Origin of the sequence: Carboxylicivirga caseinilyticus, from assembly GCF_050589785.1 — a bacterium.
GTDB classification, from domain to species: Bacteria; Bacteroidota; Bacteroidia; order Bacteroidales; family Marinilabiliaceae; genus Carboxylicivirga; species Carboxylicivirga caseinilyticus.
Genome location: NZ_JBNGOX010000019.1, coordinates 70,910 through 96,210, shown reverse-complemented (window position 1 = coordinate 96,210; position 25,301 = coordinate 70,910). Strand labels below are relative to the sequence as shown.

The following is a 25,301-nucleotide window of genomic DNA, read 5'->3' as shown; positions in this document are numbered from 1 at the left end:
AATTTCTTAGCGTTTAGCATGTCGTTCGTTTTTAGTTTTCCGAAAAATAAAAACTGACATGGGGATATTTTAGGCGGAGTTTACCGGATGCTTACTATTAAACACTAATTACTTATAGTCCCACCTCCCTCTAACCTCAAAATATTTTATCCAAAAAATTTTATCTAATCCTAATTTATCTTTCTCAGGAATTGTTATTGGTAAACCGAAATGTTTACCTCTAACCTTCTCAATATATCTTTCATTAATCTCATTCTGAGCATTTATAAAATGATTAAACATTAATAAGACTTTATGAAATCGTACTTCCCATTCATCATAGGTGATATTTGAAAGCTTATAATGCTTACTATCTGGCTTATTACCTAAAATTATATTTCTACCTACATGGTAATATTTTGAGTGTGCAATCGCATTTCTAATTTGATTAGAATAAACTTCCTCTATTAAATCATATAACTCAGGACATATTCCTTTTAATGGTGCTTGAACGTAATCCTTTATTATTATTCTTCTATGTTCAATTTTACCATTAAGTAATTCCCAATCATAAGACTTACCTAGGGCAAGATTCACTAAATTTAAAAGTTTAGAGAGAATTATATCGGATTCCCAAAATTTAAGATATATCATTAATTCAAGATCAATAGAAAGCTTCTCATTTCTTTTAAACTCTTCTGAGTCTCTTTCTTCATCTGTTATTTCTGATTTAGATCTTACATTTCTTCTATAGGCATCATAAAAATCATAAATAGAAAAATAGCAATGTCCAAACACCCCAGAACCAATCATAAAAGGACTAAGTTTTTTTGCTCGTAATGAATCTTCTAATTGAATATTCCTCCAACCATTGATACATATCAAAAGAATATCATTCTTATTCCTTTGATTCTGTTCTGCCATTTTTTGTAATTTTTCGAAAGCATTTTTTACATTCTTATCATATTTAAAAAGTGTTTCAGAATATATCATTTAATATATTTTATTTCAATGATGTTCTTATAAATTCTGTCAAATTGTTATTTAGGATTTAACTGAGAAACCATTCTAGAGCATAAAGGGAGCTTAATTGCTCCCTATGTTCTAGTTCAAATATCTTACTGTTGCCTCTAGGAGCTTATCAGAGAATTTATATATATCATCAAGCTTCTCAATCAATATTCTTTCCTCTTTCTTATTCTCATCAAACAAACCAATATACTTTTTACCTCCGTTCAAATGAAGTCTGCATATTGGCTTACGGTTATTATCATCAACTAAAATTCCGAAGTAAGATTGAGTATCACGATATACAACCCTTTCAGCATCTATTTGAGTTCTAACAATAGAGCGAACAATATGATATCCTTCAATTTCTTCCTGAGTTGTTTCTATTTTGCTTTCTTCAACAACTTCTTCAAATTCTTCATGTGATTCTTCTTCCTTCTTCAATGCTGAATGAAGTCTATCATTAACAATTTCTTTGATAGATTGATTAGTTGCTTTTTTTACTATTCCTGTAAGTTGCTCCAATACTTTTGCGGTTATTTTACCAGAATAGATCTGTTTTCCAAAGAAACGAACAAAATCTTCTGAAGGCTCATTCAGTTCTTTAACTAAGATTTCTTTGATAGCTGACGAATATTTCAATTCACTAGCGCTATCTATGATTTTATCTATATCAAAATTGGCCTTCTGGAATTTCTTCAACTCATTAACCTCATGGTCTTTCAAATTTTCGAAATCAATAACCAAAAAAGGCTCATTATCCATCTTATTAGATTCTTCCAAATCTGTATAAAAGCGATATTCTGCACCGTTAGTAAGAAGACCAAAGCGAGCTTTTGTTACATGAAAATATCTATGTAGTTGAGAATTGTGAACATTTAAATTCTCTTTCCAGTGCTTACACTCAATAATCATTATAGGTGTATTATCCTGTAAAATAGCATAATCAACCTTTTCCCCCTTCTTTGTTCCAATATCAGCAACAAACTCAGGTATTACTTCCATTGGATTAAATACATCATAACCTAATAATTGTATAAAAGGCATAATTAAGCCATTTTTGGTGGCTTCTTCGGTTTGAAGATTTGGCTTCAGTGTCAAAACCCTCTCTGTGAATGCTTTAAGATTAGCTTGAAACTCCATTATTGTCAATTTTTTCTATTAGTATGTTAATTTGAGATTCTAATTTACCAATTTTTTTCTCAAGTAAATCATTATTATCACTCACCATCGCATCAACAAATATTGAGTTTACTAAAGACAATCCAAATATTCCACCACTCATTACTATGAAAATAAAATAAATATATGTGAAAAAGGTCTGCACTGAATTGTATGAATGAACTATTGATTCAGGAATTTCATACCATCCCTCAACCGTAAAAATTTTAAATATGGAATACAGAGATAAAAGCGGATTTTCAAAATATTCAGGTGCAGTTTCAGCAAATAGATAAAATGAAAATATACTCATAATAAAAAGGTATACTGAAAAACCAATTAACACGACTAAAGATGTCTTTAAAGCTCTATTTATACCCTTAATTAATTCATTTATTTCAGTTACAAACTTAATAAACCTAAAAGCCTTAAATGCCCTCAATGCTCTAAGAACAAGCAAATAACTAAGATCAAAGTTTGAACTTTCAATAAACATTGTAAAAAATGCAGGTATAGAGAGAACAATTAATACAAAATCAAGAATATTCCAACTCGAATAAAAATATAACTTCCCAAAGTGCTTAATTTTAACTATTAATTCAATTACAAACAGAATAGTGATAAACCCATCTAACCCCCGTAAAAATTTGATTATATCAGGTTCTATATTAAATCCTGTAATGAAGATTATTAAGGAATTAATTAAGATAATTGTCAATATAAACCTGTCATTAAGAAATATTTTTTCATTATATAAAACACTTAAAATCAAACATTTAATTAATTATAATTCTCTAAGGTAAAACAATACATATAATACCTAAAATAAAAAGAGGGTATCTTCTGATATAGAAAAAGGGTAAAACACTACATTTTACCCCTCTTTAATTTATGCTTCCCGATTTTCTGATAAATATAACTTTTATTTATTTAGGAATCAATGAACTTAAAGCAACAATTATTTTTTTGATATCTTTTATTTAATGAGGTTATATAAATTACATATTCACAATAATAGGCGTTAACTCTTTTTTGAGTTTATCATATTCTTCCTGACTAATAATTTCTAAATCTAATAACTTCTTAGCTTCTGAAAGTTTATTGATTGCTTCATCTCTTGTCATTTTTGAGTTCTTATTTACTACTTCACCTACTTCTATAGCAGAATCATAATCTATATAAACAGGAACTAAACCATACCCCTTAAAAGCAACATACACCTTATAACCTTGTGATTTTGTTCCAAAACTCCTAAAATGGTCAACAAAAACAACCTTATCTGCTAACCAAATCGCGCAAGGTTGACCGCCTTGTGTTATATATTGAAAACCTTTATCTGATATTGCCTTTCCAAGTTTTAATGTATCACCAACCTTTAATAAATCACCATTTTTTGTTAAATACTCGGTGTATTTTGCCTTTTGTGTGACATTACCATATTCAGCTTTCTGCCCAAATAATATAGTAGACATACTCACAACTAATAGAATCATTAGAAATCTGTTCATTTTGTAAAATTATAGTTCATGTATCTAACTGTAAACCCTTTAATATTAGTTTAAAATTCCATTATTGTTAATTTAGAATTTCTTTTCCTAAAAATCAACATCAAAGAAATCAGATTCGATTAGTTGAACACCGTCAATGTACTTGCCGTTAATATCCTTATTTTCCATATACAGGCTTATCTCTTTGCCTTCATGCTCCTTCATTTCTGGTAAGTTTTCGATAATATCCACAAAACCACCATAATTTTTAATTTTCGATTGTGGATTAATGGCCAATTTCAAATACTCTTTTTCACTAAATAATAAGCGTTCGCCACAATTACAAAGAATCGCTGTCATATTTCCCCAAGGTGTTGAAAACGTAAAATGTCTATTACTACTGACCACATGATGAGTACTATCAAAATCCCCTGAATAATTTACCATGCTGGGCGTTGGTGTACCACAGGCGTATTTTTTGGTACTTTTTTGATTCATTTTTAGTTTTTTCATTTTTCTTTATTTATCGGTTTGAAATAAGGTTTGAAATTTCCACTAATAAGGCATTTAACTCTCTTATTGCCTTCTCTAAGGCTGTAACACTAGGGTTTTGTTTTACGCCTCTAACACCTTTCATCATTACCCCTTCATCATTGATGTGATTTGTATAAAAAAGGCATAGATTGTTAAGATTATTTGCCTGTACTATCAAAGACTCAATGTGAGGTTCCATGATGTTAAGCTCCTTGAGATAGTGCTTTAGATTGGTTAGTTTTGGATTCTTATATCTTAGGATATTGATATTTTCTCTCTTCATTTTTTAAATTATTTGGTATAAAAGGGGGTGTTTTTATTGCTTTTAATGTATTTTTTTCATACTTTTAATTATTGATTCAAAAGGCCTAAAACGCTTTATTATCAAGCATTTCCTGAGATTTTTTTTCAAAATCTTAATTTTCCTCAAAAAGCTCCTACTTTTCTTTATTTAAGCGCATTCCAGCAGGAAAGGACTAATTCATTTTTCAATCGCTTATCGATGGGTATCCAAATGTTGCTGTCGGGTGGTTTCGTTTATGTTAAATATCTGCATATCAGCCCCCCACACCTTATATATTTACACCTCATGAGGTAATTAAAATTCAGGTCGATTCGTTTTTTATATTCATGTGATAGATAGACATATACAACAACATACTTATCACTCATCAATCTATCAGAGAATTATTTTATTTCTTTACTCATGTAGTTGTATGAATCAATACTCATGAGGTTAAAGAATGTAAGTAACCAGGTAACAACATCAGTATTTCTCTATTATAATAGTAGATAATCACTGTGTAAATACTGTAAACATTGCAGCCTATACCGGCCACCATTCAATATTGATTTATGATTGTTATTATAACTATGCACCATATGGTAGGTAGTATCTTAAATCGTTTGGTTTGGTTTCTTGTTATTGTTAATCTTTGATGTGAGGTTGTTGTGTGTTGTTATACTCATCTCATAGAGTAGTATATTATTTCCTTTCTTAATTTATTTGTTCTGTTCTCTTCTCTGTTTGTTATTCTTTCTCTATTCGTGTTGAGGCTATTAATTTATATTTCTTTCTTCTTGTGGTTTGATATATTAACTCTTCTTCATACTTAATGAGTGATTGCTCATTGTTGTGCAGCTCTTTCCTTTCTCTAAAGCTTTCATAAACGGAACTGTAATATATCTCTGAAGCTTTCATTAATCTTCTTCTTGCTCCAATATCATTAATTACAAAATGTTTCATTATTAATTGGTTATTAAAAAGAGGTAAATAATGAGGCCTCAACCTCACTAAATACCCCTTTAAGAATATATAACATTAGATGAAAGTTCTTTAATCTTCTTTCAAGTCGGCCTGAGAATGAATTATTTTAGTGGATCTCTTTATATCCTCATCCGTTGCAAGTGTTCTGGTTGAATGCTTTGTAAGCCTTTGAGTGTTCAGTTCCTTTCTTTCCTCTTGAAATTTATCGAACTCTTCTTTTGTTTTAAATTGGCCTAAAAAATTACCCTTTGTCTCTTTGGTGTATTCATCCAGAACAGCTTTATTTTTTGCTTTTAATTCCTCAAATTTCTGATCGTGTTCTTTGCCTATTAACACACCAAGCTCTCTTTCTATGGCTGTCAATTGCCTTTCATAATCGAAAAGGAAGTCATCAACCTCCTTAAATTTTGCGCCTGTTCTTTCAAGGTCTTTTCGGTATTGCTTGCCTCTCTGAATGAATTGAGTAACTGTCTCTTTTTCTTTATTGTATGGTTTGAATTTTTCCATTGTTGTAATTATTTAATTAAAAATGATTTGTTTTTTTCAGCGTTATTTTCTTCAATTTTACGTTTTAGTCTTTCTCTGCTTTCAGTGTAACCACTATATTGATCTGGAAGGCTATCGAAAGACTCATTTTCTGGAAGGTTAGCGACTAACCATTTAATAGCTTCAGGGGTAATATTTAATGCGATGTTCTCTAATGGTGAATTCATTACATTATCGTTTTTTTTATGAACAGTAATAAGCCCCAGATTGAACCATCTTTGTATCAGAATGGGAGTATCTTCAAATTTAAAACTAAAGCCTTTCGAAATTCTTATTTGACTAAATAGTTGATCGGCTGTAATTGATATGGAAGTACGCCCTCTAAAAAAGACACTATATTGCTCTTTTAGAATCTCATAGGCTTGATTCTTTTTATCTTCTTCCATGTATTTCGCTGCAATACTTCGCCCCCTATTATTGATAGAAAAGAAACGTGTTTTTTTAATGGTTTTTGTGTCAAAACTTGTGTAAGTGTGGTTGTAAAAATAGATTGAGAGTAATAAATCAAGTTTTTCGGGTGTTAGATTTAATCCTTTTTTGCTCAGAATTGAGCTAATTTTGCTTTTTTCATGCTTCTCAAGGCCGAAATTATCAACAGTTTTCGAAAAACTAATCAGCTCTTTTTCTGTCAGTTCTACTTGTTTTCTGTTTACCTCTCTAACTTCATGAGGTGTTAGCGATTCTTTGTCTTGATTTGTGGGTTTTTTACCCATCTTTTTAAAAAAATTCATAGTGTAACTAATTAATAAGTAATTAAAAAAGGAGATTGAAGAAGATATAATCTTCCATAACCTCCTGAGAATATATTGATAAAGAAAAAATCATTTTAAAAGTACGGGAAAGGTATTTGTGCCCTTTCACCGCACTGCCAGATATAAAGCGAATTGAATGTCGATGTGAAAAACGGACGTTAAAAATAGTATTCAACGCCCGTGAAATGTATAAATCAAATAAAAGAGAGTCAAAGAAAAAACACAGGCGTAAAACAGCGTTATGTCTATACCTGTGTGAGTATATATAAATCAAAAAAGAGCGAATTATAAAACAGGCGTTAAGTAACGTTTTACTAATACCTGTTGAACAGTATAAATCGTAAAATAACAGAGATTTTAATGTGATTTCTCATTTTTGAGATGGTGGGTAATTAGTGTTTCAATTCCAATTACCCAGATAAGATGTGCGATTTAACAATTTACGTAAATAGGTTATAATTAAGTTTTTGCACACCTTTAAATTATTATGACATGGTTAATATTCGGTTAACCTCTGATTGTTGAATCAAGTATTTACGGCCAAAATGGAGGGCTTTTATTTTTTTAAGCGTAATCCAGTTGTATATAGTCCGATCTGTTACCCGAAATATATCGGCCACCTCGGCCACTGTTAGTAAATTTTCTTGTTTCATGGTGTTACGTTTAACGTGTATTATTGATAGTTAATTCAGTAATAGGAGCAAAAAAAATATTTAATTCTCTTTACTTTATGAGGAATGATGTGAAATTTTTTATTTGGTAATTAAATTAGAGTGTTTAAATTTCAGTTACTTTCTGAATAGTCAACGGACGTCTTATTTATTAATCAAATCTAACATGTTTTTTAAACGTTATATAGTTGAAAAAATTTACCCATTTTCATTTGGTAGTAGTCCATATACACCCGAAAGAAAAACTGTAAGCAAAAGACAACTAAATAATCTTGAACCAAATGAATGGAGAGTAGTTGGTTATGACTACCTTTTAATTTCCAGCTTAGTTAGATGGTGGCTAAACTTGCAAGTATCAAATAGATTAACTATAATTTTATTTGCGATTGGTTTATTAATTATTCCAGAAGTTAAAAACTTGTTAAGTAAAGAATACCTTTATTCAATAAATAGTGTTAAAACACTGACAACCCAAAATAAATATTTAATGAATCAGATTGACTCAATAAAACGCGAATATAAATTGCTGCATGACTCTTTAAATGTTATTAAGGCCAAACAAAAAGATATATCAATACAAAAACAAACCAAACAATAAGAAATGGTGTTATGCTTGACTTCTTTTCTTTAACATCAACTTTTTTTTTGGTTTCAAAAGACCTAGACAGTTTATATTTATCCCTTTCCATAATTACTAATATTTAATAATAATTTTTCTTAAATAACTTACCATGTTTACCCCAAAATCATACTCAATAAGACATAAAATATTAGTATTTCTTAGATCTGAAAGATTTAAGTTTGATCCAAAATACCCAAACTCAGATGATTTTTCTTTTACTATTAAAGAGATATCTGATGGAATCAACCATAAAGAATCTCTAATTGATGAACAAATTGATGTTCTATATAGAACAAAAGAAGTTTATGAAAAAACTTATGATGATAGAGAAAATAAATACTATATATCCGAAATTGGTCTATATAGTGTTGGTAAAAAAGAAATACTTAATGAAGGAATGTCTGTTCGTAGCAACATTTTTAATAATCTCACTGCAAGTGTGACTCAAATTATAATAACACTTATTGCTATGTTTACAATTTACATGAACATTAAAACAACATCTAAAAATTTTGATTTAATGCAATTGCAAATTGATAAGCAACAAGATAACATAAACCAATTAGAATCATCCATAAAAGAACTTCAACAATACTATAAACAGTATCAGACGAAAAAGGACACCATTTCTTTCTCCCAATAAAATCTACTGCAAACCACCAATGAAATCTGTCTATCCAATTCATAACTTTCCTATTAAATTACATACACCCCTCTACTATTATGGGTTTTGAATGTGTGATTAGAACAAACACCCCTCTACTATTATATCACTTTGAATGTCCAAATCATTAATAAATCACATAGGTGTCTCTACTCTTATGTGTTTTGAATATCCAAATCATTATTAAATTACACACACACCTCTACTCTTATATGTTTTGAATGTGTGATTAGAACAAACACCCCTACATATATAATAGGGGTTAAAATACTAAATGGAAGAACTTTTCAAGTGTTGTTATAATAATCATCTTGTATAACACAATCAATACACACTGACAAACAGATACATATACAATTATTTTGAGGCATTATTCTTTTTATCTATGATAAATTGAAATATTATAACATTTATTTATACAATTCCCATGAAACCCTTATAAAATAAGGAAAAATGCTATTTTATATAAGTATTCCATTACTTAATCACTAAATATTTTCAAAGTATTAAAATCTGAAATATCAGTAAAAATTAGCATTAAAAACACTTCATATACCTCATATATAAACTGTTATAATCCTTTACACATAAGCGTTATTTTACAGCCTTATCTATACTAATTCATCCAATAATAGCACATATATAATATTGAATAATAGATATTTAAATAATTTTGTAACAATGAATGTACTTTATGAAAAGTTGTTTTGTGTTTAATCCAGAAAAGAGAATTAATATATTTCATTTCTTAACTGATATTATTTACATATTTTATCTTATATGATTCATAAGGCATTTAAGCCACTATCTCAAGTCGAGTGGATACCATGTACCACTCAAGGGGTAAAAGCGGTTTAAATAGGCGTATTTATAATAAAAACGGGTATTCAATCAAATTAAATTAATCTATACTTTTTACTTTATGAGAATTTATATTATTTTTATCTACTCATAAAGTGAATATTTATTATATTCACAATAACCCATTTTTAAGCCATTATCTCAAGTCAAGTGGATACTACATACCACTCAAGGGGTAAAAGTTAAAATACAGGGCGTAAAATATACAAAAATGACTATTGATTCAAATTACACTTACTTGTATTTTTACCTTATGGGAAATTTACTTTTAATTTTGCATAAGGTAATTGAAATCTAAAATCATAAAAATGAAGTAAAGGAATAAATACACATGAAGTATGTTTGATTCAATTACAAAATGAAGTTTCTTAATTCAATTAATTTTCAAGAGCTAATCTTACTTTATTTACCTTATGAGGAATTACCATTTAATTACTTTCTCATAAAGTCTTTTAATTCTATTTTTTATTTTAATAAATATTAAAGTTGCAAAATTCATTTTTGCAACCTCTTTATAATACTTTTCTAAAATAAAACTCTTTTATAATAGAGAGTATCATAAAAGTACCCTACAGAGTATCATAAAAGTACCCTCAGGGTATCAAAAAAGTAACCTGTTATTATAATAAAAAAACTAATCTGATATATCATTTAAAGTCCTCCAAATATCAACATCTAAACAGTCGGATTCGCCAAAAATACTTTTTACAATCTGATTTAGCCGAGATCTTTGTTTTTTAGTTAAGCCAAATTTATTTTGGCAATACTTAATAGTTGGTAGGTAGTTGTTACCATTAGATAAATATAACCACCTCATGAGGTCTATATCCTCCTTTTTTCCACTTCTCAAAAAATCACCCGAAAAATGAAAAAACACATCATTCTTAAAAGGGCGTATGAAATACTTATTCTCTCGTATAGTCCTTTTTTTGTTTAAAAGTTTCTTTTCTGCCAATTTTTGAATCGCTCTTTTTGCTGAGACTATTGAGATCCCAGTCATAACCATTATATCATTGTATGTGATACTGAAAGGTTGACCATAACCATAATGACCGACTAAGGCCAAATAAACCATGATATCTGTATTTGTAAGCTCAAAATCACATATTACACCTTTGGGGATGGGTTGATCATCCTTAAAATCACATTTGTTCTCTTCAATGTAATTGATTAATTCACTCTTTAATTTATCATCTGTCATCTTTGCTGCTTATTTCGCACCGTTGGGTGCTAATTGTTACTGATTTGATTACTCCCTTTTTAACTAATTTAGTGACTACTGTCTTACTGACTTCCAGATAGTCACATAATGCCTTTCTATTAGCTATTTTTGTCCCATCTATGAGTAAATAGTAATGATTGTTTGTTTCCATGATGTTTGATTTTTGGTTGTAACTATGACTACATTGACTATTATATTGACATATCATCGCTTAAATCCTTATAAAACGATGATGCATCATAACATCGAACTTGCCAATTATTATCTGCTTTCATTTTTCTTACCTGTTCGGGTGTTGGTTTAAAATAAACTTCCTTAAACCAACCGTCTATGTTTACCTCTACGAATTTATCCCAGACTATAACTTCTTTCAGAATATCTTTTATTTGCTCTTTAAAGATTGTATCATCTTTGCTGAAATGCCCAACTTCGCCACTAATAGACTTATTAAAGGAAGTGTTTTCGTCCTTCAGTGATAATATTTTCACATCAATGTTTTTTATTTCCTCTGACGAATCTCCTTTAATTTCTTTGTACTCACTATCTGATAATTCCCCATCAACAAATAATAATCTTGCTCTTTTAAGCCTATCTGCCAGCTTTTTTCGATCTTTCTCATGGTTCTCTATCTCTGCATTATTTAGGCTTATTTTACGCTCTAATTTACTCCTTGTCTCTTCTTGAAGTGCTTTCTCTGCGTATTTGTCGAAATGATGTCGAACGACATGATAAAGCCATGGGCGACTTATTGAAATACGACATTTTGTACCTGACTCCTTTTTCTTTTCTGCGTCACTACTACACCGATAAACATTTGTACCCTGTTTTTCATTTACAACCTGATACATTGGGCTTCCGCATTTCTTACAAAAAATCTTACCGATAAGAATGTTGGTATTTACTATTTTATTGCCTACATATTTGTCTTTCAAGTCAATTTTATCATTGGCTTTTTGCCATAATTCAGAATCAATAATTGAAGGAGCTTCAAGTACTAAACCCTTATATCTTCTCTCTCCTTTATACATTGTATTTCGTGCTATCGTGTAGATACTTGGATTTCTCCACCTCTTTAATGCAGTTGTCGCATTAAGGTGTGCTGCTATTGATCTGCACCCTATACCTTCAGCTAACATATTAAAGATGGTAGCTATATCTTTTGCCTGTTCTTTGTTAACAACTGGTTTCCCTTCAACAATATCATAGCCATAACAGCCATTAAAACCACCTCCCTTTTTTGCCTTCTCCATTTTGCCAGATATTGTTCTTGTTGACAATTGCTCCGTTTCCATTTCGGCCAAGGCTGAAAGAACATTAATCATTAAAGTTGCTGTAGTTGTTTTGTTTCCATTATCATCAAGAGTAATTAAGTTATCTTTCTTAATCCAAAGACAAACCTTTTTTGAGGTTAGATCCTCAAATATTTTAATAACATCTTTGTTTCTACGCCCTAACCTTGACAACTCCCAACAAAAAACATTTTTGATATTATGTCTTTCGGTATATTTCAGCATTTTTTGCAGTTCTTTTCTTTCATCTGCTTTCGTTTTAGTTGCTGAAATTTTTTCTAAAAATGTTTCTTCAATAGTCACACCAAATGAGGCAGCCCATTGCTTTAATTCTGTAACTTGCCTTGTATAATCTTGGTCTTTTGAGCTAACTCGACCATAAATAACACCCTTTTTCATTTTGTTCCTATTTTGTTGCTATTTTTGTTCTGATGATGATATAAATATAATGACATTAAATAAATTTTCATATCCACCATTGGCTGAAAGAATGAGGCCTCAAAACCTTGATGATTACATTGGACAAAAACATCTGGTTGGCAATGGAGCCGTTCTTCGTAAGATGATAGACAGAAAAGTTATATCATCTATTATTCTTTGGGGACCTCCGGGTGTTGGAAAAACTACTTTGGCACGAATAATTTCCAAAACACTGGAAAGACCATTTTATGTACTGTCAGCTATTAATTCGGGTGTTAAAGATGTGCGTGAAGCTATTGATAAAGCTCGTAAATCGAGGTTTTTCAGTTCGCCCTCTCCTATTTTGTTTATTGATGAGATTCACCGATTCAGTAAATCACAACAGGATAGTCTGCTTGGTGCCGTTGAAGAAGGTGTTGTCACACTAATTGGTGCAACTACCGAAAATCCATCGTTTGAGGTTATTTCGCCGCTTTTATCTCGTTGTCAGGTATATGTTCTCAAAGCATTGGAGAAAGAGGACCTGCTGGATCTGGTAAACAGGGTATTAACCAAAGATATTTTACTGAAAGATAAAAAGGTAACCATTGAAGAAGATAATGCCTTACTTCGATATTCAGGTGGTGATGCCCGTAAAATGTTGAATATTATAGAACTGGTAACCAATGCTGAGATTAACAAGGATGAAATACTCATAAACGATGAACTGGTAACAAATCATTTGCAACAAAACCCTGCCCAATACGATAAAAACGGAGAGATGCATTACGATATCATCTCAGCTTTTATCAAGTCAATCAGGGGAAGTGATCCTGATGCTGCAGTTTATTGGCTGGCCCGTATGGTCGAAGGTGGCGAAGACCCAAAGTTCATAGCCAGAAGGCTCATCATCTCAGCTTCGGAAGATATTGGTTTGGCTAATCCAAACGCTTTATTATTAGCAACTAACTGTTTTGATGCAATCAATAAAGTAGGTTGGCCTGAATCGAGAATCATTCTTTCGCAAACAACCATTTATCTGGCCACCAGCGCAAAGAGTAACTCAGCATATATGGCAATAAACGATGCTCAGGCACTGGTTAAACAAACCGGTAATTTACCTGTACCGCTGCATTTACGAAATGCTCCAACAAAGTTGATGAAAGAATTAAATTACGGCAAAGAATACAAGTATTCTCACGATTATCCTAATAACTTTGCAGCGCAGGATTTTCTGCCTGACGAAATCAAGAGTCACCAATTATACAAACCTCAAAAAAATGCCCAGGAAACTAAAATTGATGAACGCATGAAGTTTTTGTGGAAAGATTATAAGTAAGTTGGTTAGTTTTAAGAGTAGTAAAATAATGTGTACAAAGTATCAAGACATAAGTATCAAGAAAATTTACTGCACTCAACAAATGTTACTATTATCTGGAATGTATTGTAGTATAAGTACTTTATGGACATGACTAATAGCTATCCCAACAGCCATCAGCTTTTGTTTATTAAGTTCCATAATGTAGTTTTATATTAAAATCAAAATATTGAGAAAATCACAATAATTATCACAATGGAAATAAATAAAATACCACGCATAAAGCACACCGACAGCGGTAATTTCTTTTTACTGGCTGGCCCATGTGCAATTGAAGGCGAAGAAATGGCCTTACGTATTGCCGAAAAAGTAGTGAGTATAACCGATAAACTAAAGATCCCTTATATCTTCAAAGGATCATACCGAAAAGCAAATCGCTCACGCATCGATTCATTTAGTGGCATTGGTGACGAAAAGGCGTTGAAGATCCTTCGAAAAGTAAGTGAGACATTCAACATTCCAACGGTTACAGATATCCATGCAGCTAATGAAGCAGCCATGGCAGCCGAATATGTTGACGTATTGCAAATACCCGCTTTTTTGTGCCGTCAAACGGACCTATTGATTGCCGCTGCAGAAACCGGCAAAGTGGTGAATATTAAAAAAGGTCAGTTTTTAAGTGCTGAATCAATGGTATTTGCGGTTAATAAAGTAAAAGACTCAGGTAACAACCAGATTATTTTAACTGATCGTGGAAACATGTTTGGTTATCAGGATTTGGTGGTTGATTATCGCGGGATACCAACCATGCAAAAATTTGATGTTCCTGTTGTATTGGATATTACCCACTCACTGCAACAACCTAATCAAAGCAGCGGTGTTACAGGAGGAAAACCAGAATTGATTGAAACAGTTGCACGTGCCGGCATTGCAGTTGGTGTTGATGGTTTATTTATTGAAACGCATTTCGATCCGGCCAATGCCAAATCAGATGGAGCAAATATGCTTCATCTTGATCTGCTTGAAGGTTTGATGACGAGATTAACAGCTATCAGAAAAACAATAATCGAATTTTAAATATGCAAGAGGCTGCCTAAAATGGACAGCCTCTTTACTCATTCTATTACTGTTTATTTCTTATAGTACTTTAATGCTTCCGGCATATAAGCATTCAGGTCTTTGATACGGGTTTCATCAGAAGGGTGAGTACTCATCCATTCTGGCGGTGCAGCTCCTCCCATTTCTGACATTCGTTGCCAGAATGGTACTGCTTCATTTGGATTATACCCTGCCATTGCCATAAAAATCAATCCCATCTTATCAGCTTCTGTCTCATGTGTGCGCGAGAAAGGTAGCATAAATCCATACTGAGAGCCTAAACCAAAGGCAGCCATTGCAATCTGTTGTGTCTGTTCTGGTTTTTCACTTATAGCAACAGAAAGTGCTGCTCCTCCTAATTGTACACCCAATTGCTGACTCATTCTTTCGTTTCCATGCTTGGCAACCGCGTGGGCAATTTCGTGGCCCATTACAACCGCAATACCTGTTTCATCCTTACAATAAGGTAAAATACCAGTATAAAAAACCACTTTCCCACCTGGCATACACCAGGCATTAGGTGTTTCGTCTTCAACCAAATTAAATTCCCATTCAAAACCGGAAATCTGACTTGAATAACCATTGTCAGACATATATTTCTCAACAGCAGCAGAAATTTTCTGTCCTACCTTTTTAATTAAAGCTGTTTTTTCTGCATCGGTCGATACTTTATTTTCCTTTAGAAACTCTTCATACTGAGTAAAACTCATTGACATCATCTCAGAGTCTGACACCAGGTTTAATTGCTTACGACCGGTAATAGGAACTGTAGCACATGCAACTACAATACCCAATAAAAGGACAGAACTTACTACTACCTGCCATTTCTTTAATAGTTTTATCATTTCTTCATTAATTAAGTTAGATTTATTAGTAAGGAATATTGCACTAAATTAGTTGAGAATATTTAATCTTACATTATTTAAAACATTTAATTACTCAACAAAACATAAAAAAGGGTGAATATGTTTCAATGCATATACACCCTTTTTCTATAATATTTACTGAATTTTATTTATCTAAATGAATAGGTTTACATTAGATTTTTCGGCTTCTTCGAGGTAATTAGCAACTCCTCCGATGTTTACTCCATCTATTAATTCTTCTTGCTTCACTCCCATAACATCCATACTCATCTGACAAGCTATCAGGTTAATGCCCGATGAAACCGCATTTTGAATCATCACCTCCAGTGAATCCACTTTCTTATCTTTCATTCGTTTTTTCATCATCTTGGCACCCATACCTCCCATATTCATATTTGAAAGTTTCAAATCGCCACTGTGTTTAGGCATCATGATATCAAACATTTTATCCATCACACCTTTTTTCACTTTTGGCTTATTAGGTTTTTTAATGACATTTAACCCCCAGAAAGTAAAAAATATGGTCACTCTTTTACCCATGGCTGCTGCTCCGTTTGCAATCACAAACGAGGCCAGTGTTCTATCCATATCATCACTAAAAACAATCAGGGTTTTATTATCCCCTTTATCCTGAACTGAAAAACCATCTTTCAATACATCGTTTTTACGGATAATAGCAGTGATCTCACCATTTTCCTTTTCACGGGTCAACAATTCATTACCTGTAACCTTGCACCATGATGCCACATCGTTATAAAAACCGGGATCACTGGCCTTAATCATTAACTGACCTTCAGTAGGAAGTTTGTCCATTTCGGTTTTCAGTTTCATGATTGGACCCGGACACTGCAAACCACATGCATCAACTTCTAAAATATCAGTTTTAATGGTTGGCATTTTTGTAATGGTTTGGGCCTGCATAACTTCAGCATTCTCATCACATTGAATTCTGTTATCCTGAGGTTTAATCGCATTATTATAAACCTTTAAACCCCCAGACAGGTTATAAACTTCTTCGTATCCGTTCTGACGAAGTATACGGGCTGCCAGATAACCTCTAAGTCCAACACCACAGTACAATACTGTTTTCTTATCCTTTGGTATTCTATGAAGATTAGTTCGAATTGCATCTATTGGAATATTGATAGCTCCTTCAATGGCACCTAAGGCAAATTCATCAGCTGTACGTGTATCAATTAAAGTAACTTCATCCAGTTCAAGTTTATTTAATTCATAGGCTGACATAGGTTTAAATAATCCACGAATTATATTCTCAGCATTAAAACCAGCCTGATTAACCGGATCTTTAGCCGAACTAAATGGAGGTGCATAAGCATGTTCTATCTCCTGCAAATCGTAAATACTTCCTTCATTCTTAATAATGGTAGCCAGAATATCCAAACGTTTATCAACTCCTTTATAACCTACAATCTGAGCACCATATAATCGACCCGTTGTTGGACAAAACGAAATTTTTGTACTCATTTGCATGGCCCCAGGATAATAACCTGCATGCGAACCGTTATTTACGATAGTTGATTGGTAATCTATTCCGGCAGCTTTCAGGCTCTTGTCTGCCAGACCAGTGATACCTGCTGTTAAATCAAAAACTTTAGCAATGGCAGTACCAATTGAACCATTATATTTTTTTGTATGACCAAACGTTAGATTATCGGCCAGGATTCGACCTTGTTTGTTTGCAGGTCCAGCTAAAAATGCCAGGCTGGGCTTTTTCGAAATCTGATGAGGGAATTCAATACTATCACCAACCGCATATATATTTTCATCTGATGTTTGTAAATATTCATTAACCCAAACACCACCCGTTTGACCAATTTTCAATCCAGCTTCTTTTGCCAGTTTACTATCCGGACGAACACCAATGGATAAAATAATAAAATCAGCTGAAAGAATATCTCCGTCTGCCAGGCAAACATCAATATTTCCTTTATCATTATCTCTGAATGCTTTAACAGCATTATCGAGATATAAACCTACATTATTATCCTTAAAATGCTGATGTAAAATAGCCGCCATCTCAGGATCTAGCATATTCATAACCTGAGGAGCTGCCTCAACAACTGTAACATTTAATCCTCTGTGATGAAGATTTTCTGCCATTTCAAGGCCAATAAAACCTGCTCCAACCACAACTGCAGTTGCCGGTTTTGTATTATCTACAAATGCTTTGATTTTATCAGTATCCTCTACATTACGCAGCGTAAATATATTTGGATGATTGATACCTTCAATGGGCGGTACAATTGGTGATGCACCTGGTGAGAGGATCAATTTATCGTAATTAAGTTCATAGTTTTCACCTGTCTTCAGGTTATTAACTGTCACCTTTTTTTCTTCAGCATTTATTGCTGTGACCTCTGAATAAATTCGAATATCAATATTAAACCAGGCATTAAAGCTTTCAGGAGTTTGAACCATCAGGTTCTGACGTTCCTTGATTACACCTCCAATATAATAAGGTAAACCACAATTAGCATATGAGATATGTGGCCCTTTTTCAAGCATAATTATTTGTGCATTTTCATCAACTCTACGCAGGCGGGCAGCTGTTGTAGCTCCTCCTGCCACTCCTCCAATAATTACATAAACTTTATTCATGATTCTATATATTGAATTTTTTCTGTATTTGAAGCAAAGAAACTAAAAGTTTACATATCTACTTATTTAGATAGTTATAAAAAATGTTAATTAACACTTACACCAACTGTATTACATTGTATATCTGCTAATTAAATTAAAGATAAAAAGCATTAATATTTAAATCGAAGCTATTTTAGTTAGTATTAAAATTTAATCTAAAGTATTTCTATTTTTGACACTCGAAAAAGTAGATCATAAATGAATAACCTTGTAAAAAGCCATCTTAAACTCCATTTCGTTGTTTTATTATATGGTTTTACTGCTATTTTGGGCAAACTAATCAGTTTACCTGCACCACAGCTTGTTTGGTACAGAATGCTTATTGCAGCAATCATACTGGGCATTTTCATGCGTGCCAAATCAATTCCATTTTCTATCGGCAAAAAGAATATTGCAAAGATTATGGGTATTGGCGTTGTTGTTGCATTTCATTGGATTACTTTTTTCGGAGCTGTAAAAATCTCGAATGTTTCGGTCACATTAGGGTGTATGGCCTCAACCACCCTTTTTACCAGCTTTCTGGAGCCCATTGTTTTTCGTAAAAAAATAAAATGGGTTGAAGTATTGATTGGGCTAATTATAATTAGTGGCTTATACCTGATATTTCAGTTTGAATTAGGTTATATAAAGGGTATAATAACGGCTTTAACAGCTGCTTTTCTGGCAGGTCTGTTCACAGTACTAAACAAGGTATTCATTGATGAGCAACATCCGGTAACTATCAGTTTTTATGAGATGCTCAATGGCTTTATTAGCATTACAATCTTCTTGGCTTTTACAGGTACATTTAATGGCCAATTGGTTAAACCTACTGGCTGGGATGTAGTATTTGTTCTTATTCTTGGTATTGTTTGCACAGCTTATGCCTTTGTTACAGCTGTTGATGTGATGAAAGTACTATCGGCATATACGGTTGTGCTTGCCATTAATATGGAACCCGTTTATGGCATTCTAATGGCTTTCTTTATTTTCGGATCAAGTGAATTTATGTCGGCCGGATTTTATATTGGCACCCTGGTAATTCTGTTAGCTGTTTTTATTCATCCGGTATTATCAAGACAAAACAAAAAGAGAGAATAATAACCGGTATCATTCTCTCTCAATCTTTTTTGTAATTATTCTTATCTGTCGCGAAGCGATAACATTGGCTTATCTTTAAAGCCTTTAGAACCAAAAACAAGGTTCATCCCAAACATAACAGAAGCGCTCTGCATATCACCAAATATTGGAATATCATTTCCATCAATGGTGTAATTTCTATAATAAAGAGGTATCTTATCAACCATCATATAAATTTGTAATGGTCCGATAAAACTTGACAGACCAAAACCCACATGACTTTTACCTCTTATGTCGACATTATAATTTACTGAAGTAGCCAATCGATGATAAAGATTCAGATTAGCCGACACATTAAAATCCTGTCTGAAAAAATCTTTATGAAAAATGCTTCGTGATAAAAATCCTAAAGAGAATACATGATTGACATTATACTCTGCTCCCATATACAAAACAGGACTCAAGCCGGTTCTGAAAGAAAGAGGATCATGAGTAATATTTACACCTGCCAGCAGAGAATCTACGATATCTTCAGAAATTTTGCTTCCATTATCAATTACACTGGTATCAATTAATGCACCCTGGTAACTATATGAACCACGTGCTGATAATGAATTAAGATTATCTTTCCACTTAATTGCTCCCAAATCGTTTAAAGCAGCTGAAAAAGACCATTTATCGTCTAACTCATAAACTGCACCAAAATCAAATGCAATTCCAGGATTGGTAAATGACAAGGCGTTATTCAAGAAGTAATCAGAATCAATATCCTGCATTTCAATGTCAGAAGGAACACCATCTTCGTCATATTCTATCTCTTCAACTCCGGGAATTGAAGTCATGATATCGGCATTAGCAACCAAATCATATGATGTACGTGAAGTATGTATGGTAAAGTCAGTAAAATCTGTCTTAGAAGCAGCAACACCAAACAAAGGTTTTATACGGGCTGCTACAGTTAATTTATCATTTAAAGATCTGCTGTAACTAAAAGCAAATTCGTGATAGATGGCATTTTCGAGATTTAATCCATTCAGACTAATGGTAGTATTATCAGGAGTTCCGTTCTCTAACAACACAAAAAATCCTTTGGGCAAACCATAATTCATACTAACTTTCTCGCTATATGAAAATGTGAAATAGCCATTTCTTGTTCGAAAGCCAAACATCAATGGAATTATCTGCTGATCCACTCTTAAGTTAATACCATCTCCTATTTTATTATAAAGTTTACCGTAATCATATCCATCATTCAAAGGCGACAAAGGTATTCCATCGGAATTAAGCTGAATAAAGTCAACCAATGGAATATCGCTCTGAAACGATGTTAATGAATTAACCATAGGTATGCCTATAAAAAAATTAGGTCGTGGTTCTTTTGCCGGATTTATCAAAACACTTTGTGGTGTATTCTTTAAATAATACAACGACATTGGAGCTTGTCCAAGCATTGATACAGAGCCACAAAATAGAGAAATGATAAAAGTATATTTTAATAATATTGATTTCATATTAATGACAAGATTTGAATTTGGTTGGTGCAAAACTGTTTATTAGTTTACTAGTCATTTGGAATATTACCATTAATTTCTGCTGACAAAACGACCTTTAAAACATTATCATCGTATATTTTAATATAACCGTTATTCTCAGCCCCGTATGAAACTCCTTTTGTTTTAAGTACCAGATACTTCATATCCTGATCTTTGAATTTTTGTATCTGGTCTTTATCAAGTGTCAAAATTATTTCACTGTACACAGTTTCACTCACATGCCCATTTTCATCAGGAACAGCTGAAGCAATCTTCTCGCCCGGAGTCTCAATCAAATAATCAATGTCAATGTCATTTCCGTCTTTGGCCACAACACTTTCAAGGGTAATTTCAAATGGAAGTCCATTATAAACGTCAAGAAAAAGGTTTATATGATCCAGAGCATCTGTTAAATCTGAATCCCCAAATTCTTCGTTAAAATCCAGATCTAATGTGTCTACTCTTTGATAATCTTCAGCTTTGAAATGAAGAGGAAAAATAATTCCCAGATCGGCTTCCAGATGATTATAGTGATGAAAAAAGTTTACTGTATTAGTGTTTCCTTCCGGATTCGTTGTGGCAGTCATTTTAGTTGTTACCCAGTTTGGAAGTTCATCGATTATGCTCAGAATATTTGAATTGGTTTTATCATATTCAAACTTCTGCTCTGATGAAATTACGGGTTGTGCATAGGTTGCAGATTCAATACTCAAAATATTATTGGCTAATTCCAATTCCTCAGGTAGTGATCCATCTTTTGAAAATACAATACTATCCAGTTCTATATTGAACGGACACCCTACAGAATTCTTAGTATTAACATCAACATATACATTTGCCAGCTCAACAGCATCATAAACTTCATTTGCATCAAAAACGTCAAATTCCATTGAGTCTAAAAGTGTTTCGGAATAATTACCGAAATATCCGAAGGTTACTTCAGCAATAAGATCATTCATTCCAAAATCTATTCCTATTACTCCAGCTCCAGGTGAATTTGGAAGGTCAATATTAATATTCGTAATTAAGGTCACATAACTTGAATCAACTCCTGTACTGAATTGAATTTTATAATCATCCAGGTTAAAGGATTGCGGAGTAAAATCACTTAAGTTTGCGGTGTAATTAAAAGTACTGCCTGAGGGAGCATAAAGTTCCGGTATTTCAAAGGAAATCGTTCCAGTAGAACCTGCAGGATAATTCAAATTATCAATATTTAATAAACCACTTTCAAGATATACACTGTCGTAACGAGCCTCTGGTCGTTCATTTAGGGCATATTTATTAATTATTGTCTGACTAACATTGTTGGACCCTTGCGTTCCACTATTTGCATATGGCAAAGCAATGGAATAGTTTACATTATTAAGATCAACAATACTTTCCAACTCCATTTCGAAGGTCTCGTAGTACTTTCTAACAATCAGGCCATCCTCTTCAATACTAAGGTAATTAGATGTATCAACCTTCTCAACTAAAGCACCCATCGTAAAATAAACCTGCGCCAAAGGAATACTCACTCCGTAATTTCTATCCGGATCAGGCATCTTATCCAGATCAATAGTTTCCTTTTTACAGGCTCCAAATAAGATTAGAGTTGATAAAAATGGTATTTTGAAATATTTTAAGTTCATAATCTATCATTTATTCAATTACTTTGATTTCTACCCTTCTGTTCTGAGCCCTACCTTCTGTTGTGGTATTATCAGCAATAGGTTGGTCAAAACCATATCCCATGTAGGTTACACGTTCTGTTTCCACACCTTTTGATAAAAGATAATTTCTTACTGTCAACGCCCGTGCTTTAGATATTTTTTTATTCACAGAAGCCGATCCAACGTTATCAGTATGCCCTGAAACTTCAATTTTCACATCTTTATTCTCTATCAGCAGATTTGCTAGTTTGTCAAGTTCACCAAATGATGAAGATTTAAGAGTGGATTTACCAGTGTTAAATAATATATTTTCAACCACAATCTTAGCTCCAGATTTCATCTTTTTCAAAGTAAAATCCTTAATAATCAGCGTTGAATCACTCTTAAATTCATGTGTATCATTCATAAAGAAATATCCTTCAGCATCAACCTGTAAAATAAACGGACCCGCTTCTTCAACTTTTAGAGTATACTTTTTCGAAATTGAATCCAGCACACTAACCGCAAAAGGTTTTTCCTCTCCAGGTCTGGTAAAGCTAACCCTACCGTTGATTGGCTCATTTCTTTCTTCTTCGTAAATATTACCCGTTAAATAGTATAGAATTTTATTAGGCTTAAGTTGAATATACTTTTGCTGTTTATCTCCAGATACCTTCTTCAGTTCCAGTATTTCTTCATTTGAATAATAATCATCAGACGATACAATCAACTTAAAAGTCATTTTATCTTCAACTGTCAGGCTGTATGCTCCTGTTTCGCTGTTTGATACAGTACTGTAAAAAATGGTGGTATCAACTTCAGACCTTAATTCAATTTTTGCCTGAACCGGATCACCCGTTTTTATATTATATACGTTACCATACAAGGTAAAAGGATATTTTAACTTCTCCAGTTGATAGTTGGCTTCCACCTTTTCGTGTCTCTTTGTCGGACATTCAATGGTATCCTTAACAGATCTATATCCCGGAGCTTCCACTTGTGCCATAAACAAGCCAACATCTTCAAAATCCATTAAATATTTGCCTGCAATAGTATCCTGATTTGTCGAGAGGATTAAGCTCTTATCCTCGATATTAAAAATGCTGATTGTAGCATTCAAAACCGAACTATCTTTATTATCAGTCACCTGTCCAAATAACTGGAACGGTATTCTGGGATCTTTCTCAACTTTATAAATATCCAAACCTCCATAACCACCATCGCGAGTGGTAGCTAGAAGTGCAAACATTGAATCAGGAGTAGGATGATAAAATAATTCGTTGGCCGGAGTATTTATTGGATATCCCATATTAACAGGTTTACCCCATTTACCATCGCTTTGCTTCTCACATTTAAAAATATCAAAACCACCCATTCCCTGGTGACCATTTGAAGAAAAATAAAGTGTTTTACCATCAGGAGTAACATAAACAGCTTCTTCATCAAATGGTGTATTAATATCAGCACCTATATTTTGTACATTTTTAAATTTTAATTTCTTTTTCCATGTACACTGCCAGATATCTTTACCTCCTTCTCCGCCCGGTCGGTCACTTACAAAATAAGCTGTCTGCCAAATACCTTTCTTTCCTTTTCCTTCTGATTCTGTATCAATAAAATAACCATTATCAAGTTCTGCGGTCATACTGGTTTCCTGGTAGGCAATATGATCAACTTTCCCTCTTATCTTTTTAAAGTCCAGAACCCTATCCTGAATGATGGCAGCACTATAAATGTCACCATTGTTCTTTTTTCCTTTATAATATAAAAGCCTGTTTTTCGCATCAATTATACCTGAAACGCTTATATTATTTCCTGAACTTAATGTGGCTCCTTCTGAACTTCCAAAAACTTTAGGCTCCCCAACTTCATCAGCTGGGCTATACAAACAATTTTTACTTACTAAAATTCGTTCGTTATATTTTGTTCTTGGTTTAATGTTTTTGGGTTCTCTTTTAGGTCTTCTTGATGTATAAAAGATAGCTGAATCACCCTGCGAAGAAAAAACGGCAGCATACTCATCGTAATAGGTATTAATGATTGGTCCCATGTTTTTTATAAAAACAGGTAATGTGTCCTGAACCGCCTGCCCACCAAAAATACACTCCTTAGTCAGCTGTTCTAATTCTTTGGAAAAGGATTTCTGTTTTGATGGACTTAATGAAGCTGAATAAACTTCGTAAGACCTTTGTGCATTTATATACTGAAGATTGTATTGATAGGCCCTACCTAAATGAAGATGGTAATCTGATGCTACATCAGGTGAACATTTTTCGAAATATTGCAAAGCCCTTTTTGGATTTGAAGAATATAAACAACAGATTCCAATCTTATAATTAAGTTCTGACGATTCTGGTGCCAACTGGTACAAACGCACATAATACTTTAAAGCCTCGCCATAATAATCATGACCCTTTTGATAATATTTCTCAGCTGTACTAAATAGCTTTTCAACAGCTTTTGTATTTTCAGTGGTTGCAGAAAGAAATAATTCTTTAGGAATCTTTGGGTTTTCCTGAGCAAAACCCACCAATGCAATCATCATATAAAAATACAATAATGCTACTTTTCTCATAGAAGGATTCTTATTTTCTGGTTAATGTTAGCATCAATTATTTTGATACTTGATTATACTTTTGTTATTCAATTGATAAACAAGCTATTCATAAAT

The 25,301-nt window shown here is 32.7% G+C and carries 22 protein-coding genes; 5 read left to right on the top strand and 17 right to left on the bottom strand.

The window, feature by feature from the left end; translation table 11 throughout:
• Nucleotides 1-108 precede the first annotated feature (108 nt).
• The 10 genes from ACRD62_RS11535 to ACRD62_RS11490 all read right to left on the bottom strand — a co-directional run bounded on the left by ACRD62_RS11535 (nucleotide 109) and on the right by ACRD62_RS11490 (nucleotide 7,387).
• On the bottom strand, nucleotides 109-972 hold the full coding sequence (locus ACRD62_RS11535) for a hypothetical protein (protein ID WP_430820265.1): 864 nt from the start codon (nucleotides 970-972) through the stop codon (nucleotides 109-111).
• Nucleotides 973-1,083: 111 nt separating this feature from the next.
• Entirely contained in the window at nucleotides 1,084-2,130 is a 1,047-nt protein-coding gene (locus tag ACRD62_RS11530; protein WP_430820264.1) for a type I restriction endonuclease, read from the bottom strand.
• Nucleotides 2,114-2,920, bottom strand: coding sequence for an ion transporter (locus ACRD62_RS11525; protein WP_430820263.1), 807 nt, complete (start codon nucleotides 2,918-2,920; stop codon nucleotides 2,114-2,116). The genes ACRD62_RS11530 and ACRD62_RS11525 overlap by 17 nt, the downstream gene beginning before the upstream one ends.
• 226 nt (nucleotides 2,921-3,146) lie before the next feature.
• On the bottom strand, nucleotides 3,147-3,641 hold the full coding sequence (locus ACRD62_RS11520) for a hypothetical protein (protein ID WP_430820262.1): 495 nt from the start codon (nucleotides 3,639-3,641) through the stop codon (nucleotides 3,147-3,149).
• A gap of 102 nt (nucleotides 3,642-3,743) precedes the next feature.
• Nucleotides 3,744-4,148: a hypothetical protein gene (locus tag ACRD62_RS11515; protein ID WP_430820261.1), complete on the bottom strand. Its 405-nt coding sequence runs from the start codon at nucleotides 4,146-4,148 to the stop codon at nucleotides 3,744-3,746.
• A gap of 10 nt (nucleotides 4,149-4,158) precedes the next feature.
• On the bottom strand, nucleotides 4,159-4,452 hold the full coding sequence (locus ACRD62_RS11510; RefSeq protein ID WP_430820260.1) for a hypothetical protein: 294 nt from the start codon (nucleotides 4,450-4,452) through the stop codon (nucleotides 4,159-4,161).
• A gap of 747 nt (nucleotides 4,453-5,199) precedes the next feature.
• Nucleotides 5,200-5,415 carry a hypothetical protein gene (locus ACRD62_RS11505; RefSeq protein ID WP_430820259.1) on the bottom strand — a complete coding sequence of 72 codons (216 nt, stop codon included), beginning with the start codon at nucleotides 5,413-5,415 and terminating at the stop codon, nucleotides 5,200-5,202.
• Between the two features lie 90 nt (nucleotides 5,416-5,505).
• Nucleotides 5,506-5,943, bottom strand: coding sequence for a hypothetical protein (locus ACRD62_RS11500; RefSeq protein ID WP_430820258.1), 438 nt, complete (start codon nucleotides 5,941-5,943; stop codon nucleotides 5,506-5,508).
• 8 nt (nucleotides 5,944-5,951) lie between these two features.
• Nucleotides 5,952-6,713 carry a hypothetical protein gene (locus ACRD62_RS11495; RefSeq protein ID WP_430820257.1) on the bottom strand — a complete coding sequence of 254 codons (762 nt, stop codon included), beginning with the start codon at nucleotides 6,711-6,713 and terminating at the stop codon, nucleotides 5,952-5,954.
• Nucleotides 6,714-7,219: 506 nt separating this feature from the next.
• Nucleotides 7,220-7,387 carry a helix-turn-helix domain-containing protein gene (locus tag ACRD62_RS11490; RefSeq protein ID WP_430820256.1) on the bottom strand — a complete coding sequence of 56 codons (168 nt, stop codon included), beginning with the start codon at nucleotides 7,385-7,387 and terminating at the stop codon, nucleotides 7,220-7,222.
• Nucleotides 7,388-7,571: 184 nt separating this feature from the next.
• Here ACRD62_RS11490 and ACRD62_RS11485 point away from each other — a divergent pair, with 184 nt between their 5' ends.
• Together ACRD62_RS11485 and ACRD62_RS11480 are read left to right on the top strand one after the other, a co-directional pair.
• Nucleotides 7,572-8,003 carry a hypothetical protein gene (locus ACRD62_RS11485; RefSeq protein WP_430820255.1) on the top strand — a complete coding sequence of 144 codons (432 nt, stop codon included), beginning with the start codon at nucleotides 7,572-7,574 and terminating at the stop codon, nucleotides 8,001-8,003.
• 133 nt (nucleotides 8,004-8,136) lie between these two features.
• On the top strand, nucleotides 8,137-8,670 hold the full coding sequence (locus tag ACRD62_RS11480; RefSeq protein WP_430820254.1) for a hypothetical protein: 534 nt from the start codon (nucleotides 8,137-8,139) through the stop codon (nucleotides 8,668-8,670).
• 1,516 nt (nucleotides 8,671-10,186) lie between these two features.
• On the opposite strand, the gene ACRD62_RS11475 is transcribed toward ACRD62_RS11480, so the two are convergent.
• Together ACRD62_RS11475 and ACRD62_RS11470 are read right to left on the bottom strand one after the other, a co-directional pair.
• Nucleotides 10,187-10,753, bottom strand: a complete 567-nt coding sequence (locus ACRD62_RS11475) for a helix-turn-helix transcriptional regulator (protein WP_430820253.1) — start codon at nucleotides 10,751-10,753, stop codon at nucleotides 10,187-10,189.
• A gap of 212 nt (nucleotides 10,754-10,965) precedes the next feature.
• The gene (locus ACRD62_RS11470; RefSeq protein ID WP_430820252.1) at nucleotides 10,966-12,462 is read right to left on the bottom strand and encodes a recombinase family protein; all 1,497 of its coding nucleotides are present in this window, start codon (nucleotides 12,460-12,462) and stop codon (nucleotides 10,966-10,968) included.
• 49 nt (nucleotides 12,463-12,511) lie between these two features.
• Between ACRD62_RS11470 and ACRD62_RS11465 the strand changes: the two genes are divergently transcribed.
• Both ACRD62_RS11465 and kdsA read left to right on the top strand, forming a co-directional pair.
• Nucleotides 12,512-13,801: a replication-associated recombination protein A gene (locus ACRD62_RS11465; protein WP_430820251.1), complete on the top strand. Its 1,290-nt coding sequence runs from the start codon at nucleotides 12,512-12,514 to the stop codon at nucleotides 13,799-13,801.
• A 234-nt stretch (nucleotides 13,802-14,035) separates the two neighbouring features.
• Entirely contained in the window at nucleotides 14,036-14,857 is an 822-nt protein-coding gene (gene kdsA, locus ACRD62_RS11460) for a 3-deoxy-8-phosphooctulonate synthase (protein WP_430820250.1), read from the top strand.
• 53 nt (nucleotides 14,858-14,910) lie between these two features.
• Here kdsA and ACRD62_RS11455 read toward each other — a convergent pair whose 3' ends face one another.
• Together ACRD62_RS11455 and ACRD62_RS11450 are read right to left on the bottom strand one after the other, a co-directional pair.
• Nucleotides 14,911-15,723, bottom strand: coding sequence for a M48 family metallopeptidase (locus tag ACRD62_RS11455; protein WP_430820249.1), 813 nt, complete (start codon nucleotides 15,721-15,723; stop codon nucleotides 14,911-14,913).
• Between the two features lie 174 nt (nucleotides 15,724-15,897).
• Nucleotides 15,898-18,363, bottom strand: a complete 2,466-nt coding sequence (locus ACRD62_RS11450) for an FAD-dependent oxidoreductase (protein ID WP_430820248.1) — start codon at nucleotides 18,361-18,363, stop codon at nucleotides 15,898-15,900.
• Nucleotides 18,364-18,603: 240 nt separating this feature from the next.
• Here ACRD62_RS11450 and ACRD62_RS11445 point away from each other — a divergent pair, with 240 nt between their 5' ends.
• Nucleotides 18,604-19,485: a DMT family transporter gene (locus tag ACRD62_RS11445; RefSeq protein WP_430820247.1), complete on the top strand. Its 882-nt coding sequence runs from the start codon at nucleotides 18,604-18,606 to the stop codon at nucleotides 19,483-19,485.
• A gap of 41 nt (nucleotides 19,486-19,526) precedes the next feature.
• Here ACRD62_RS11445 and ACRD62_RS11440 read toward each other — a convergent pair whose 3' ends face one another.
• The 3 genes from ACRD62_RS11440 to ACRD62_RS11430 are packed head-to-tail and all read right to left on the bottom strand — an operon-like array spanning nucleotide 19,527 to nucleotide 25,205.
• Entirely contained in the window at nucleotides 19,527-20,975 is a 1,449-nt protein-coding gene (locus ACRD62_RS11440) for a DUF5723 family protein (protein ID WP_430820246.1), read from the bottom strand.
• Nucleotides 20,976-21,025: 50 nt separating this feature from the next.
• Nucleotides 21,026-22,630: a hypothetical protein gene (locus tag ACRD62_RS11435; RefSeq protein ID WP_430820245.1), complete on the bottom strand. Its 1,605-nt coding sequence runs from the start codon at nucleotides 22,628-22,630 to the stop codon at nucleotides 21,026-21,028.
• Between the two features lie 10 nt (nucleotides 22,631-22,640).
• Complete coding sequence (locus ACRD62_RS11430) at nucleotides 22,641-25,205, bottom strand: OmpA family protein (RefSeq protein WP_430820244.1); 2,565 nt, start codon at nucleotides 25,203-25,205, stop codon at nucleotides 22,641-22,643.
• Nucleotides 25,206-25,301: the final 96 nt, after the last annotated feature.